This window comes from Solimonas sp. K1W22B-7 (assembly GCF_003428335.1).
GTDB lineage: Bacteria > Pseudomonadota > Gammaproteobacteria > Nevskiales > Nevskiaceae > Solimonas_A.
The window spans coordinates 3,982,358-3,995,369 of sequence record NZ_CP031704.1 but is presented as its reverse complement, the minus strand read 5'-3'; the positions used below and the strand labels follow the sequence as shown (position 1 = coordinate 3,995,369).

Annotated in this window: 20 protein-coding genes; all 20 read left to right on the top strand. The window is 62.7% G+C overall.

The window, feature by feature from the left end:
• Positions 1-57: 57 nt before the first annotated feature.
• The 20 genes from D0B54_RS17960 (at position 58) to D0B54_RS17875 (ending at position 12,989) form a co-directional block, all read left to right on the top strand.
• Positions 58-948 (top strand): polymorphic toxin type 44 domain-containing protein, encoded by an 891-nt coding sequence (locus tag D0B54_RS17960; RefSeq protein WP_162932523.1) that lies wholly within the window; start codon positions 58-60, stop codon positions 946-948.
• Position 949: 1 nt separating this feature from the next.
• Positions 950-1,549, top strand: coding sequence for a hypothetical protein (locus tag D0B54_RS17955; protein ID WP_205527164.1), 600 nt, complete (start codon positions 950-952; stop codon positions 1,547-1,549).
• 10 nt (positions 1,550-1,559) lie between these two features.
• On the top strand, positions 1,560-1,934 hold the full coding sequence (locus D0B54_RS17950; RefSeq protein WP_162932522.1) for a hypothetical protein: 375 nt from the start codon (positions 1,560-1,562) through the stop codon (positions 1,932-1,934).
• Between the two features lie 45 nt (positions 1,935-1,979).
• The gene (locus D0B54_RS17945) at positions 1,980-2,285 is read left to right on the top strand and encodes a hypothetical protein (RefSeq protein WP_117292742.1); all 306 of its coding nucleotides are present in this window, start codon (positions 1,980-1,982) and stop codon (positions 2,283-2,285) included.
• A gap of 170 nt (positions 2,286-2,455) precedes the next feature.
• Positions 2,456-3,313 carry a capsid cement protein gene (locus tag D0B54_RS17940; RefSeq protein WP_117292741.1) on the top strand — a complete coding sequence of 286 codons (858 nt, stop codon included), beginning with the start codon at positions 2,456-2,458 and terminating at the stop codon, positions 3,311-3,313.
• A 36-nt stretch (positions 3,314-3,349) separates the two neighbouring features.
• A complete protein-coding gene (locus D0B54_RS17935; protein ID WP_117292739.1) occupies positions 3,350-4,402 on the top strand; it encodes a hypothetical protein in 1,053 nt (350 codons plus the stop codon).
• On the top strand, positions 4,402-5,133 hold the full coding sequence (locus tag D0B54_RS17930; protein ID WP_117292737.1) for a hypothetical protein: 732 nt from the start codon (positions 4,402-4,404) through the stop codon (positions 5,131-5,133). The genes D0B54_RS17935 and D0B54_RS17930 overlap by 1 nt, the downstream gene beginning before the upstream one ends.
• 2 nt (positions 5,134-5,135) lie before the next feature.
• Positions 5,136-5,519 (top strand): hypothetical protein, encoded by a 384-nt coding sequence (locus D0B54_RS17925; RefSeq protein ID WP_117292735.1) that lies wholly within the window; start codon positions 5,136-5,138, stop codon positions 5,517-5,519.
• 11 nt (positions 5,520-5,530) lie between these two features.
• Positions 5,531-6,148 carry a hypothetical protein gene (locus D0B54_RS17920; RefSeq protein WP_117292733.1) on the top strand — a complete coding sequence of 206 codons (618 nt, stop codon included), beginning with the start codon at positions 5,531-5,533 and terminating at the stop codon, positions 6,146-6,148.
• A gap of 166 nt (positions 6,149-6,314) precedes the next feature.
• Positions 6,315-6,782 carry a hypothetical protein gene (locus D0B54_RS17915; protein WP_117292731.1) on the top strand — a complete coding sequence of 156 codons (468 nt, stop codon included), beginning with the start codon at positions 6,315-6,317 and terminating at the stop codon, positions 6,780-6,782.
• Positions 6,779-7,036: a bacteriocin gene (locus tag D0B54_RS17910; RefSeq protein ID WP_117292729.1), complete on the top strand. Its 258-nt coding sequence runs from the start codon at positions 6,779-6,781 to the stop codon at positions 7,034-7,036. Before D0B54_RS17915 ends, D0B54_RS17910 begins: the two co-directional genes overlap by 4 nt.
• Before the next feature lie 19 nt (positions 7,037-7,055).
• On the top strand, positions 7,056-7,598 hold the full coding sequence (locus D0B54_RS17905) for a hypothetical protein (protein ID WP_117292727.1): 543 nt from the start codon (positions 7,056-7,058) through the stop codon (positions 7,596-7,598).
• Positions 7,595-8,944 carry a hypothetical protein gene (locus tag D0B54_RS17900; protein WP_117292725.1) on the top strand — a complete coding sequence of 450 codons (1,350 nt, stop codon included), beginning with the start codon at positions 7,595-7,597 and terminating at the stop codon, positions 8,942-8,944. Before D0B54_RS17905 ends, D0B54_RS17900 begins: the two co-directional genes overlap by 4 nt.
• Before the next feature lie 10 nt (positions 8,945-8,954).
• Positions 8,955-9,254, top strand: a complete 300-nt coding sequence (locus tag D0B54_RS17895; protein WP_117292723.1) for a hypothetical protein — start codon at positions 8,955-8,957, stop codon at positions 9,252-9,254.
• A gap of 483 nt (positions 9,255-9,737) precedes the next feature.
• Positions 9,738-10,010, top strand: coding sequence for a hypothetical protein (locus tag D0B54_RS24405; RefSeq protein WP_162932521.1), 273 nt, complete (start codon positions 9,738-9,740; stop codon positions 10,008-10,010).
• A gap of 70 nt (positions 10,011-10,080) precedes the next feature.
• Positions 10,081-10,644 (top strand): hypothetical protein, encoded by a 564-nt coding sequence (locus D0B54_RS17890; protein ID WP_117292721.1) that lies wholly within the window; start codon positions 10,081-10,083, stop codon positions 10,642-10,644.
• A complete protein-coding gene (locus D0B54_RS24400) occupies positions 10,641-11,528 on the top strand; it encodes a hypothetical protein (protein ID WP_162932520.1) in 888 nt (295 codons plus the stop codon). The genes D0B54_RS17890 and D0B54_RS24400 overlap by 4 nt, the downstream gene beginning before the upstream one ends.
• Positions 11,529-11,543: 15 nt before the next feature.
• Entirely contained in the window at positions 11,544-11,828 is a 285-nt protein-coding gene (locus D0B54_RS17885; RefSeq protein ID WP_117292719.1) for a hypothetical protein, read from the top strand.
• Between the two features lie 46 nt (positions 11,829-11,874).
• Positions 11,875-12,084 carry a hypothetical protein gene (locus tag D0B54_RS17880; protein ID WP_117292717.1) on the top strand — a complete coding sequence of 70 codons (210 nt, stop codon included), beginning with the start codon at positions 11,875-11,877 and terminating at the stop codon, positions 12,082-12,084.
• Positions 12,085-12,149: 65 nt separating this feature from the next.
• Entirely contained in the window at positions 12,150-12,989 is an 840-nt protein-coding gene (locus D0B54_RS17875) for a zeta toxin family protein (protein WP_117292715.1), read from the top strand.
• The last annotated feature ends 23 nt before the right edge of the window (positions 12,990-13,012 follow it).

The window sequence follows — 13,012 nt, the reverse complement described above, 5'->3', positions numbered from 1 at the left end:
CAACCTTTGCACATGACGGATGCACTCTGCGTCCATGCAGCTTGCAGGAAAGAACACATGAACGGCTACAGGAATTCAAACAAAAGTTTCATGGACGGTTTCCTGCGCGGGCAGGATTTCGTGGCGAAACTCCAGTTGGATAGCGACATAGAAGAAGCCCAGAAGGCGGGCGTGGGAAATGACGGAAAACATGGAGCCCTGGGCCTGCAAGGGCCGGACGTTGGCAGGTATCACGAGGACGGAAAGCCTCCCTCCTTGCCGTCCGGGAGGGTGCTTGATCCGCTCCTGGAAGAACTGCGTCGCGGGCCGGAGGCAAGAGGGAGCTTCGATGAAGTTACCGATTTCATGCACGGGGAAATGAAGGAGAACTACCAAAGCAAGGCCGTGAATATGTTGGCGGAGGCAAACAGAAAGCTTCAGAAGACTTGGGCTCTTGCCGGATGGGCGAATCTGGTATGGCCCGAACATGCCTGGGATCACAAGCCGATGCTCAGCACCGGTGTGACGGTGGGCCGCGAGGACCGCAGGAAATTCAAGGGAACCCCTGCGGAATGGTTCAAGGATGGTAATGATCGATACGGATACGAGATATGGTCCAATGTTCACTACGGGTACATTGGAAGGCGTTCAGGATTTCACGGTGATACATTGTTGTCGGGGGCGGGAGTTGCGCAGCTAGCCACCCTCTATGGAAAAAGAGGAAAGAAGGAGGAGAGGTCAAATGCGTGGCGGCGAGCCCTACTCGAAGGAGAGGGGCGAAAGGGCCTCGATGACCCTCCTGATTCATCGGCGATCCGGCTTGGTATTCATCTGTATGAGAAGTATGGAGATCGCATGACCTTGGATCAGTTAAGGAAGGAAGTTCGCGCCTGGCCTGGTCTAAAGGTGATTCGTGCCCCAGTGGAAACGGAGCAGTACATCTACTCGAAGAAAAATGAAGATCGATAGGATGAAGCGCGTTCTGACAAAAGTTCTCGCTGCCGGCGTCGTAGCCGGTCTCTTATTCATTCTTTGCAACTGGGAAACTTACTCCATGGCGCAGGTTGATCCCCGTGCTCTGCGCGATGCCGCTTGGGCTTCCCTCCAGACGCCGGAGGCGGAGGGGGAATGTCCAGAGATTGAAGTACACACATACGACGAGGATTGGCCTCAGGCCGCCAGAGACCCCAGCTTTCTCGATGGCGGGAGTCTTTTGACACTCAAGCGGCGCTGGTGTGCGAAGCGGCATGTTCAGCTCTCTGTTACCTACCATCAGACAGACTTTCAAGCATTGAGGCGCATGTGGTCATGGAGGGATGGCGCCGACGGGATCAACCTTCCCGTGCCAGGGAAGAGCAAATTCGGCGCCGTCAAGTTCAGAACCGCCGGAACCGGCTCATTTCAGGGAAAGATATGGACCTACTGTGACGCCAAGTTGCGGCTAGGAAACTACATTCTGGGTTATCGGCTGGATGAGGCCGGGGATTCCAGAGGGTGCAAGGCACTGGCCAGGCAAGATGTCGAACTGCTGATAAGGGCAGTGGACGTCCACCTTTTGAGCATCAACTAAGAGATCTTCCGTGAGATTTTATGGCTGGGCTCTGCTTGGCCTGTGTTCGCTTGGCGGAATTTTTGTTCTGCTCTCGACGATTTATTGCATTTCACCTTATGCATTGGAAGATGCCGGTCCGTTGTCCGAGCGGGTTTCCTTGGATAACGCCACGGGCGTGGTTTTCTTTTCGATGATTTCTTTCCTCATTGGGTTGATTGTCGCCGGTTCCAACTGGTGGTTGCGCCGACGCGGCGCAGCCAGTGGCGGTTTTCTATATGCGGCGCTGGTGATCATGACTTTCAGCTCATTGCAGATATACATGTCGGACACGAGGTCGGTCTGTGTTTCGCTTGCAGGATTCGGCGATGGAGTATTCGTCAAGACCATTGAGCCGATGCGTTAAAGTCCAGGCATGGCACAATCCATCTGGCGCAGGAATGGTTCAAGAATGAATCGTGCAAAGGACATGATCCTGCTCATTCCCGCATTACTGCTCAATGCAACTGCATTCTTCGTGGATGTGAACAAGTACCCCGCATGGCCCGATGAATTGGGGACGACGCGCGGCATCGAGGAAGGCGCTGCGGGCATTGCGGTGATCCTGTGCCTGTTGTCGGTACTTCTTTCGGTAGCCGGTCTGGTTCTCGCGTATCGCAATAAGATTTTCTTCACACGGCCGGCGAACCTGGCATTTGTCCTGATCATTGCCCTCTCGCTTGGGAGGATCATTTTCCTGGGTAGCCTTGAAGAGTGATTGCAGTAGGCGCGGGTCCTGACCCGCCTGTCGCTCACAAAACCCTGAAGTAACCCCCAGCCGGCACGCCGGCCTAACACCCCCAAGAACCCGCAGCCCGGTTCGCCCCCAAGGCGAGCCTGGGAGGCTTGCGCCTGCGCGGCGGGTTTTCACACAGGAACACCCGCACCATGGCCTCACGCACCCCCGCGATCCACACGCCGCGCGAGTTCGGCAGCGACGCCGGCATCCGCGCCGCGCGGGCCGCGGTGGATGCGATCCGCATCCGCCTGGAGCGGCTGGAGTCCGCGCTCGACGCTTCCGGCGACGCATTGGAACGCCAGCGCCGTGCGCTGCTGGAAGCGATAGGCCGCGTCTCGCGAACGGTCGAGACCGGCACGCCGCCGGCCGGGACGCCGCGCCTGCTGGTGACCGCGGCGCAGGCGCTGGAGCCGGGGCAGGTAGTGGCCTTCGGCGCGGCCGGCGCTGTGCCGGCGGACATCGGCAATCCCGCGCATGCCACGGCGCTGCTGGGCGTGGCCATCGCACAGCAGGACGAGGGCATGGTCGCCATTGCCACCGACGGCGAGAGCCTGCGCTGCGAGGCCTGGGCCTGGAACCCGGGCGACGTGCTCTACGCGGCGGCGGATGGCGGCCTGTCCACCGCGCCGGGCAGTGGGCAGTGGCGGCGGCGCATTGGCGTGGCGCTGGACAGCGACCTGCTGCTGGTGCTGCCGGGCGAGCCGCTGCTGACGCCGGGCGGCGGGCGCTACCTGCGCATGCGCGACGACGGCCGCGTCGAGGCGGCGGCGATCCCCTATTGCACCGAGCACTTCACCGTGACGCCCGCGATGCTCGCCGCGCGCGGCGTCGCCCTGGCCGAGGCACCGGCCGATCCGCTGAAGGTGGAGCTGAACATCCACCACGGCATCGAGCAGAAACCCGGCATCGATTTTTCCGTCTCCGGCGCATGGCTGTCCTGGGACGGTCTGGCGCTGGCGCTGCTGCTGGAAGGCGGCGACAGCTTTTCCCTCAGGTACCTGACCTGATTTCGCATCAACCCAAAACCCAAGGAGTAAACCCCCATGTCACAGCTCAAGCGCAAGTTCGTGGAAGACAACGCCATCAACGGCGCCAAGATCCGGCTCGACAACAACGAGATGTTGCGCGGCCGCAACGCCGCCAACAGCGGCGACATCGACATCCTCAAGATCACCTCGGCCAACGAGCTGGAGCTGCAGGTGCAGCCCAAGGCCGCGCCGGCGCTCGCGATGCCCAGTGCCGACAAGGACTACGTCACCGTCGAGTACGTGCAGAACGTCATCAACGGCAAGCAGGACCCGAAGGAGGCGGTGGACGTGCTGGCCATGGGCAACCTGGCGCTCACCGGCGCCACGCCGCTGCTGGTGGACGGCCGCACGATCCTGCACGGCGACGCGATCGGCCTGGTCGGCCAGGCCGATGCCAGCCAGAACGGCCCCTACCTCGCCGCGCTGGACGGCGGCAGCTATACGCTGACGCGCCGCGCCGACTTCGACCAGGACGCGGAGGTCTCCAAGGGCGCCTACTTCCCGGTGACCAACGGTACGCAGTACGCCGGCTACCAGGTGATCCTCACCACCGAGAACCCGATCGAGGTCGGCGTCACCCCGCTGAACTTCGTCGCCTATCCCAGCGTGCTGTCGATCGAGGCCGGCGACATGCTGGCCAAGGTCGGCAACACCCTGTCGGTGGACCTGGCCGCGCTGAGCGGCCTGGAGTCCACCAACGCCGGCAACGCCAGCGGCCAGCTGCGCGTGAAGACCGACACCGCCGCCGCGGAGAAGGACCAGACCACGCGGCGCGATCCGGTCAGCGGCGCCACCGTGGCCAAGCGCTCGCGCCGGCACGCGGTGACGCTGTCGCCCACCGACATCGGCAACCAGTACGTGGACCTGCCCGACGTCGCGGCGCAGGACTCCGTGCGCCTGGCGGTGGCCGGCGCCGGCGAGCAGCTGGAAGGCGACGACTACAGCGTCAACTACACCGGCGGCGCCTCCAGCAAGACCCGCGTCAGCTTCGCCGGCGGCCTGGCCACGGCGGGTGTTTCGGCGCTGGTCTCGGGCGACAAGCTCGCCGTCTACTACCGGGCGTTCTGATGGCCGCGCTCAAGTACCGCTTCTTCGAGCCGCTGCCGGCGCTGCAGCCGCAGAACACGCCGGTGGCGGCCGCGGATGGCCTGCAGGCCATCGTCGGCAAGCTGCAGGGGCAGATCACGCAGTTCGCCGCGTACCCGCGCCTGTTCGCCGACACCACCGGCAGCGCCACGACCAGGAGCTGGACCGTGCCGGCCGGCGTCCATGCGCTTAAGTTCCGCCTGTTCGGCCCCGGCGCGCAGGGTGTGGCCGGGCAGAACAGCGGCCCGCGCTCCGGCGGCGGTGGCGGCGGCGCGGGGGCGCTCTGCGAGGGCACGCTGATCGTCAGCCCCGGCGAGGCCATCGCCTATCGCATCCCGCCCGCCGGCTCCGGCAGCGCCGCATACCTGGTCAGCGACAGCGGCAACGCCCGCATCGTCGCCGGTGCGGGCGCGCAAGGCACGGCGGCGGGTGTCGGTGGCGCGGGCGGCACGGCGGCGGTGGGCAGCGACCACGCCGCGCGCGTGCTCGGCTTCAGCGGACGCAACGGCCGCGGCGGCTTCTCCGCGACGCTGGCACTGACGATCCACGACGACGGCGGCGATGGCGCCGACACGCCGTTGGGCGCCGGCGGGCGTGGCGGCAAGGATGCCAACGGCGGCGCAGCCAGCGGCTACGGCGCGGGCGGTGGCGGTTGCCCCGCCGGCAACACGCCGGGCAGCGCCGCCGCCGCCGCACTGATCCTGGAGTACTGAACATGCTCCAGCCCGCCGACATCCGCCGCGAGTGGCCGCGCATCGCCGCGCAGGTGGCCGCGATCCTCCAGGGCGACGAGGAAACGCCCGAGGAGGTCTACGCCGAATGCCGTTTCGGCCGTGCCCAGCTGTACCGCAGCGCCGACGGCTTCGTGGTGCTGAAGAAGTATCCGCGCGAGGACACGGGCCGGCCCGAGCTGCTGCTGTGGCTGGCCCACGGCGAGGGCGGGCGCGACCTGCTGCGGCAATACCAGCCGCAGCTGATCGACATCGCCCGCGCCGTGGGCGCCGCCACGCTGGCCTTCCGCAGCCGCCGCCGCGGCTTCGAGCGCCTGCTGGATGAGCGCTGGCAGCTGCGCGCCGTCGAATACCAATTGAAGATCTGAGGAGTAAGCACATGGGAAGCAAACCGAAGGAACCCGGCGAGACCGCCGAGCAGCGCGAGATGGCGGCCATTGCCGCCGAGTCCTACGACGACTGGCAGCAGCGCTGGCTGCCGCTGCAGCAGGAATTCTTCGCCGATACCATGGACGTGGCACCGCGCCGTAGGCAGGCCCTGGGCAGCGCCGGCGCCGACTACGCGCAGGCCTTCGGCCAGGCGCAGCAGGGCGTGGAGAACCGTCTCTACGCCAGCGGCGCCGCGCCGGGCTCGGGCCGCTACGCCATGGGCCTGGCCGGCTTCGCCAACGACCGCGCGCAGGCCCGCGGACAGGGCCTGGCCGGTGTCGACGCGATGATCGACGACCAGTACGCGCAAGGCCTGCAGACCCTGATCGACATCGGCCGCGGCGAGCGCGCGCAGGCGCTGCAGGGCCTGTCCGAAGCCGCCAACGCCTCGCAGGACCGCGCCATCGCCGATGCGCAGCGCGCCCTCGGCAGCCGCTCAGCGATGCTGGAGGCCGCGGGTTCCGTCGCCGGCATGGCCGCGGCCTACGGGCTGCGCGGGAGCGGCGAAGCGTCGACCGGGTCGGGACGCTGGGGCGCCAAGCTGGGGATGGACAAGCCTATCGGATGAGGAGCCACGATCAAGTTGCCGTTCGCACTGAGCCTGTCGAAGTGTGGGCGGCAACTCGTTGACGGACCGTGGGAAGCCCGCCCGTGCTTCGACAGGCTCAGCACGAACGGACTTTCCAGAGCATCGCCAATCAAGAAAGCAACAACCTACTATCGGGAGACACACCATGGGATTCCTATCACCGTTCGCCACCTACCTGGAGCAGGCCGAGGCCGAGCGCGGCCAGCGCAATGCCCTGGGCATCGCCAAACGCGACAAGCACTACGCCAGCCGCACGCTGGCCGCGATCCGCCGCGCCGACTTCGAGACCTACAAGCAGAACATCCGGCCGATCGAGGATCGGCTGATCTGGATGTACAAGAACCCGGAACAGCGCGCCAACGCCGTGCAGGCCTCGCGCGACGCGGTGGCGCGCAGCTACCGCGCCAGCGGCGAACAGCTGCAGCAGCGCTTCGCCGGCCAGGGCCTGCGCCTGTCGCCGGCACAGCAGACCGCGATCCAGCGCCGACAGGACCTGTCGCAGGGCCTGGCCGACGTCAACGCCGCCAACCAGGCCACGCGTGCAGTGGACGCACGCGACTCGCGCATCCTCGGCGGTGGCAGTGCGCAGCGCTATGGCGGGGGTGCGCAATGAGCGGCCTGCTCGGCACCGCCATGGCGGCCAAGCAGGAGGCCACCGGCCTCTGGGGCGAGGCGGCCGGCCGCGAGCACACGCTCAACTCCGCGCGCGACGCCTTCAAGCTGGCGGAAGAGCAGCAGAGCGCACAGCTCGCCGGCACCGGCGCCGGTGTGGGCGCAATGATCGGCGCCAGCTACGGAGCGGCCGCGGGTCCGGTCGGTGCGCTGATCGGCGCCGGCATCGGCCTGCTCGCCGGCGAACTGTTCTGAAAAAATCCAAGGAGTAGCCATGCAACAAAGACACGACACGGCCCGCATCGGCGCCGAGTTTCTCGCCGGCGACTTCGCCGCGCAGTTCGACGACCCGGCCTTCCGCCGCGCCGCCACCCGCTTCGACGCCGCCATCAACGACGGCCGGGAGCACGCGGAACTGGGCGGCCCGGCGCTGTACGACTTCGCCAACCGCCTGTTCGCGCGCGAGCTGCGCCGCGGCCTCGGCGAACGCCTGCGCGACGGCAGTCGCATCTGTTCCAAGCGCCTGGTGGCGGCTTACCTTGACGATGATGCGGTGGTGCTGGAGCTGGACATCCGCGCGCGTCGCCCCGACGGCAGCGAGTACGACTACCGCGCGCCGGTGACGCGTGGCCGCACCTCCGCCGACACCGACGAGGTGCTGCGCATCCCCCTGCAGCGGCTGCGCGACCGCCTGCGCGGCGCCGCCATGCTCGCCGCCGGCATCGAGCAGGCCGGCGGCCGCGAGCCTCTGCTGGCGCAACTGCGCCGGGCCACGCAACCCATGGGCCTGCGCGGCCCGCAGGGAGCTGCGCGATGAGCAACAGCGGCTACCGCATCGCCGGATTCATGGACGGCTTCATGGGCGGCTACGACTTCGTCGATCGCCTGCAGCGCCGCGAGCAAGAGCGCGACTACCGCCGCGAACGCGCCGCCAGCGAGGACCAGCACCGGGACCAGGAGCAGACCCTGCGCCAGCAGGAGCTGGAGCAGCGCAGCCAGCTCGCGCGGGACCGCCAGCCCTACCAGCCGTCGCTGGAGCAGCAGCGGGAGCTGTACGAAGCCGAGCACCGCGACCGCGTCGAGACACTGGCCCACGACCGCGAGCGCCGCCGCCATGAAGTCGCCCAGTGGCAGACCCCGCCCACCACTCCGCCCCCGCCACCCCGCAAGCCGGACCGGCGCCAGGCGCTGGAAGGGCGCATCCGCGAGCTGGAGGGGTTGTCGCCGTATATCCAGAACCCGGCGATGCCGGAGAATGCAGAGCGATCAAGTTCTGCTCGAACGGGATTGAGAACAGAAAAATCGGCCCCGGTTGCGAAGCAAACCGTGCCATCGAAAAAAAGCGGAAAGATGAAAGGCACGAACAAATCACGAAGCGGTAGTCCCGGTGATTCGCGTGAAAAGAAATTCTCCAATTTCGCTGCTGGGAGGTACCAGAACACGCCCTATTCGACAATAACCTTGTCGAAGATTGCGGAGATGGCGCCTTTCATAAAGGGATATGCCGCCAAGTACAATGTTCCCGTCCTCGCGGTGGCTGGAAGCATTGCTGAAGAGTATGAAACCCGAGGAAGCAAGATGGGTCTCAAGGGGATGTACGATCAATATCAGGACGCCCTGATTCCATATACACCCTCGATTTCGCAGGTCAACAAGCCGTTGGCGGAAGCTTTTGACAACAGAATATCTCCCGGGTACGCCGGATCGCCTGGGTTTCTTCACAACGATCTTGGCCCTGCCAATGTACGCATGGCGACTGCCACGCGTCTGGCCGACAAATATCCGGAGGACTTTCCAGCGTATGCCGATAACCCTCGTGGTCTGGCGGCCTATACGGTTGGAAATCGGGGCAACGCGCATCTCGCGGCCCTGTATTTGTCCCAAGCAAAGCAAGGAATTGGAGGCGTTCTGGAAAACGCGAAGGAGTCGATGTCGGGTGACTACAGGGCAGCCTTATACGTTGACTACTTTCGCAAGGGGCCAGAGCGGATGGGCGACCAGATCATTGGAAGCAGGTTGCTCGGAAAGTATGGAGTTGAGGCGACCAATGAGTTCCTGAGCGGGGTGAAACCAATTCCGGCGCAGGCATTGCCACAGGCCTATTATGGTGCCAGGGTGGTTGCCAACAAGAAGCAAATCCATGATGCTTTGGGCCTGGACTGAGGCAAGATCAATGAAGCGTCTTTCTCTGTTTCGTCGCGCACTGTTCCTAGGGGGGGCATTGGCTGCTCTCTGGACGGCGTGGAGTATCTACTTCGAAATCGGCTTCGATGGCTTCGGTGCTGACTTTGCATTGATCAAGTATGTGCTGGGTGTGGATCGGAGCGGAGGAGCGCTGCAGGAGCATATTACGTCCTACATCGACGATAGAGTTCCGTCGATTCTGTCGTCGCTGGTCCTTCTGGTCTTTGCTGCTTATCTGCTGTCCAAGACCACCGCCGGCCCCGCGGTATCGCAGCGGAATTCCGAGTGAAGCGTCGAAGTGTGCCGTAGCAAGAAGCGGCCACTTGTGATGGCAGGGCGAGGTTCACCTCCCGCGAAACTCCCGGAAAGATGTCTAAGAACCCTGCGCAACGCGGGGTTTTTTGTTGAGACGCCTTGCACATCTTCTGCAAACCAGTGTGGTGGAATTCTTTTCGGTGCTGGCCGGCGCCCGTTCGTGCGGCAGTCCCAGGGAGTTCCCATCAGAGAATTCAGGTGGGAGCTGGCCTCATGGCCCGGATTGAACGCACTGCATACGCCGGTGCAAGTGGAGCGATATTTCGAGATTCCGCTAGAGCCAGGCATGCACCGATAGGAAAATTTTCAAGATTCTTTTCTCTGCCCGTGTCGCCACCTGTGAATCAATGGTGAAAGTCTGCACGTCTTTTGCAAAAATCCTTGGGAGAATGAACATGGCTGCTGGCCGCCATGAAGTCTTGTCTGGAGCGGTGAATATCCTGATGCAAAGGAGACAATGAAGAACGATCTGCATGTGGCAAGGGGAAGATTCCTGTGCGCGGCAACTCTTCTGTTGAGTGTTGCCGGCGGGGCATCACTGATGACGGTATTTCTATGCCTCGTTGTATTTCTTGTCACCGGGAAAGACGTGGATGGCGAGTACAGCGCTGCAGCAGGAATGCTGGCGGCGTATCTGACCCTCCCTGCCTTTATCGTTGGCGGAATTCTGGGGGGAACAACGGCGCGGATGGCGCTGCGAAGTCCCGCTAGACCTCCTCCGAAACTATGACAAATCCCACGAACCCCGCCCGAACGGCGGGGTTTTCATTTGCGCGTCTTGAACGCAGAGAAGGAGTGAAATGAGCAATAAAGGCTACCGCATCGCCGGTTTCATGGACGGCTTCATGGGCGGCTACGACTTCGTCGACCGTCTGCAGCGCCGCGAGCAAGAGCGCGACTACCGCCGCGAACGCGCCGCCAGCGAGGACCAGCACTGGGACCAGGAGCAGGCCCTGCGCCAGCAGGAGCTGGAGCAGCGCAGCCAGCTCGCACGGGACCGCCAGCCCTACCAGCCGACGCTGGAGCAGCAGCGGGAGCAGTACGAAGCCGAGCACCGCGACCGCGTCGAGACACTGGCCCACGACCACGAGCGCCGCCGCCGCGAAGCGGCCCAGTGGCAGACCCCGCCCGCCACTCCGCCCCCGCCGCCCCGCAGGCCGGACCGGCGCCAGGCACTGGAGGGGCCCATCCGTGAACTGGAGGGGTTGTCGCCGTATATCCGCAACCCGCAGGCAATGCGGGATGCCCTCCGTAAGTACTCGGCCCTGAGTGACCTCAGCGTCCTGGAGGGTCGAACAGCGATCAATCCGAAGACCGGAGAACGTCGAGTGTATCGGGATGGAAAATGGGAGCGCATTCCGTGAGCGAGCGTCTGCCGGACGGCTTTGTGCTGGAAACCTTACCAAAGCGAACATTCGCACTCCGGGGGACAAAGGACCCCACGACCGTCTCGAATGATCTAGCCGAAAGTGACAGCTTTGGCTTGCCCCGCCCGAATGCTGAATGGACGCAGCTACCATTGGATGCGAGCCTTTCGTCCCTGTTGAGACAGAGGCGCCGAACAGCGCTACAAGGCAACTACGGTGGAGGCTATGGGATTCCCGTCCGTCAAGATTTTCTTCAAGCGGCGAGCCAAAGGAAAGAGCTTCCAATGCGAGATGCAGGAGCCAGAAAAGGCACCTACTTTATTGGTGGCGCCGGGCTGGATGGAAGTTACATCGACGATATGGTGAGAGCGCTGTCAAACGCCGGCATATCCAACGTCTCTGCTCCAGATCGGAATTTTCTTTCAAATGGGATGATGGGAGATATTCTGAGCGTTCCGTACTACGATGATGATCGTGACTTTGACATATCGAAAATAGATATGCAGGACATGGGGCCGCAGCTCAACCTGATTGGATATTCCTATGGATCATTAATGGCGGCACAGATTGCCGATAGTTACGCCAAGCAGGGGGGAGTAGTGGATAACCTTGTCTTACTAGGATCTCCCATAGCGGAGGCCTATCTGAAGGACCTTCGAAGGAATCCCAAGATAAAAAATGTGAAAGCAATTGACCTAACGCAGTTCGGCGATCCCTTGTATGCAGGAATATCAGAGCCAAAGGCGCTCGCTGCTCTTCCGTCCCTCTTTTGGCAGATGACCAAGGGTTCTGGACATTTCCACTATGCGCCGGAAAACGAAGCGGGAAGAGCCAGGAGGGCATTGCTTGCACAACAACTATACAATGAGAACCTGCGTTAGGATGCGGAGATCGATATGAGGGAAAAGGTGGCAAAGATTTTGTACGCGGTCGCGATCGCAGTTCCGGCAATTGCATTCACAACCTATGTCTGGCTCAGTCGTGAATTGGTTGCGGAGTACCGTGTGACGGAGCCTTTCAACACCGGGTTTCAAGTAGGACTTCTTCTGTTGACGTTCCCCGTTTTCCTGCTTGCGGTCGCCTTGAAGAGGAATCGGCACGCCATCGTGATCTATGCTGCAATCTGCTTGATGGAAGTTGGGTTCATCCTGGCGTTTCCTCCGAAGTTTGGCGTGCCCTAATTAAGTTGGTCATGGAGTGGGAAGCATTTCCCATATAAGATGCGCCATGGATAACAATGAGCCAAAGACTGGAGTCAATGTCGCCCCCGATGGCCGGCGGTGGTGGGTACCCAGGCTCGCGAAGGACGAGAATGGGGCCTATCTTGATGCCTGGGGGCGGAGCATGCCGCATGACACGCAACTGTTCATGCGCGAGTATGAGGCCAGCTTGCATGATCCTGGGCGTTACGATCCGCCGCTTGAAAAGATGTTCTGAACCCCGCCTGATGCGGGGTTTTTCTTTGTCATGTGCTCTCGTCGTCAGCTCAAGCGGCAAATCCCATGCTTGGCATCTGGCCATCGGGGCACTCGATAGATCATCCGGGAATCCAGAAAGGCATGACAAAAAATACTGAGGCCGAAGCCGATACAGACTTTGCAGGAGACGGAATGGCGGTGCCAACGGGGCCGGCGGCGGAACTGGAAGCGCATGTACTGTCCCATCTTCCGGATTTCCTTGAGCGGTATCGTCGCAAGGCATTCGACTATGTCGGGAATTCCAACTACTTCAGCGCCGACATAGCCAAGGAACTGTTCCCGGAGTATGCGGAAAACCGGGAAGCGCGCATGGCGAACTCGAGCCTGGTGCAAGCCGCTTCAATCCGGATCAAGGAAGAAGCATTCCGACGTCTATGCGAGCAGGCGCCTGATGGGGAAACTGACAGGGTTGTTTTCATGGCCGGTGGTACAGGAGCAGGAAAATCCACGCTGTCTCCACGAACGGGTGTGGTGTATGACGGAAACCTTGCCTCGATTCGAGGGGCCAGGAGAAAGATCGATACGGTTCTGAAGACGGGCCGCAAGGTCCTGGTCGCATATGTGTATCGTGAGCCGTTGCAAGCCTACCGCGATGGAGTGCTGCCGCGCGCGCAGCGCTACGGCAGAATCGTTCCTACAGATGTTCATGCCAGTACGCACGTCGGTGCATTTACAGCGTTCAAGGCTTTGAAGCGATACTTCAAGAACGACGACAGAGTGCAGGTCATCGGGCAGGCGCCGGAAGGGTCGCCGCCGCAAGCAGCTCAACTATGTGGTGAACTTGACGAGCTTGTGCGGGAACAGTTGCGGATGGGCAAGATTTCGGAACTCCTGGCGTCGTATGCATTGAAGCGGGGTAGGTGATCGTGGAAGACGATATCGGGAGC